The sequence below is a fragment of the Nocardioides abyssi genome, assembly GCF_030412915.1.
GTDB classification, from domain to species: Bacteria; Actinomycetota; Actinomycetes; order Propionibacteriales; family Nocardioidaceae; genus Nocardioides; species Nocardioides abyssi.
The window spans coordinates 1-465 of record NZ_JAUHJR010000031.1 but is presented as its reverse complement, the minus strand read 5'-3'; the positions used below and the strand labels follow the sequence as shown (position 1 = coordinate 465).

Sequence of the window (465 nt, the reverse complement as noted above, 5' to 3'; positions counted from 1 at the left end):
CGTCGGCGGGGACAGCGTGATCAGCTTCGCCCCGAGGTAGCCGAGCACGGTGGCGCCGATGATGACGACGCCGCCCATGGTAGGGGTGCCGCGCTTGACGTGGTGGGTCGTCGGGCCGTCGTCGCGGACCTCCTGGCCGTAGCCCCACCGCGTGAACTGCCTGATCGCGAAGCGGGTGCCGATCAGCGAGATCAGCAGCGCCAGGCCTCCGCCCAGCAGGATCGCCCTCACCGCCGTTGCACCTCGTTCCGCTCCCAGGTCACCTCGCCGACGACGTGCGCCACCGGCCGGGCCGGCTCACCGGCACCGTTCATCTTGGCGTACGCCGGCGGCGGGCTCGACCGCGCCCCGCCGGGCGGGTGTCGATCATCACGCCCGCTCGGCCTGCTCGACCCGCTCCCCCGCGGCGTCCGGCGCGAGGCGCTCACGCAGCAGCTCGGCGGCGACCTCGCGGTCGTCGAAGGA

1 pseudogene is annotated in these 465 nt (G+C 74.0%); it reads right to left on the bottom strand.

Annotated elements, in window-relative coordinates:
- Window positions 1–231: pseudogene (locus QWY29_RS19765) on the bottom strand (phospho-N-acetylmuramoyl-pentapeptide-transferase); the annotation flags it as partial.
- Between the last annotated feature and the right edge of the window lie 234 nt (window positions 232–465).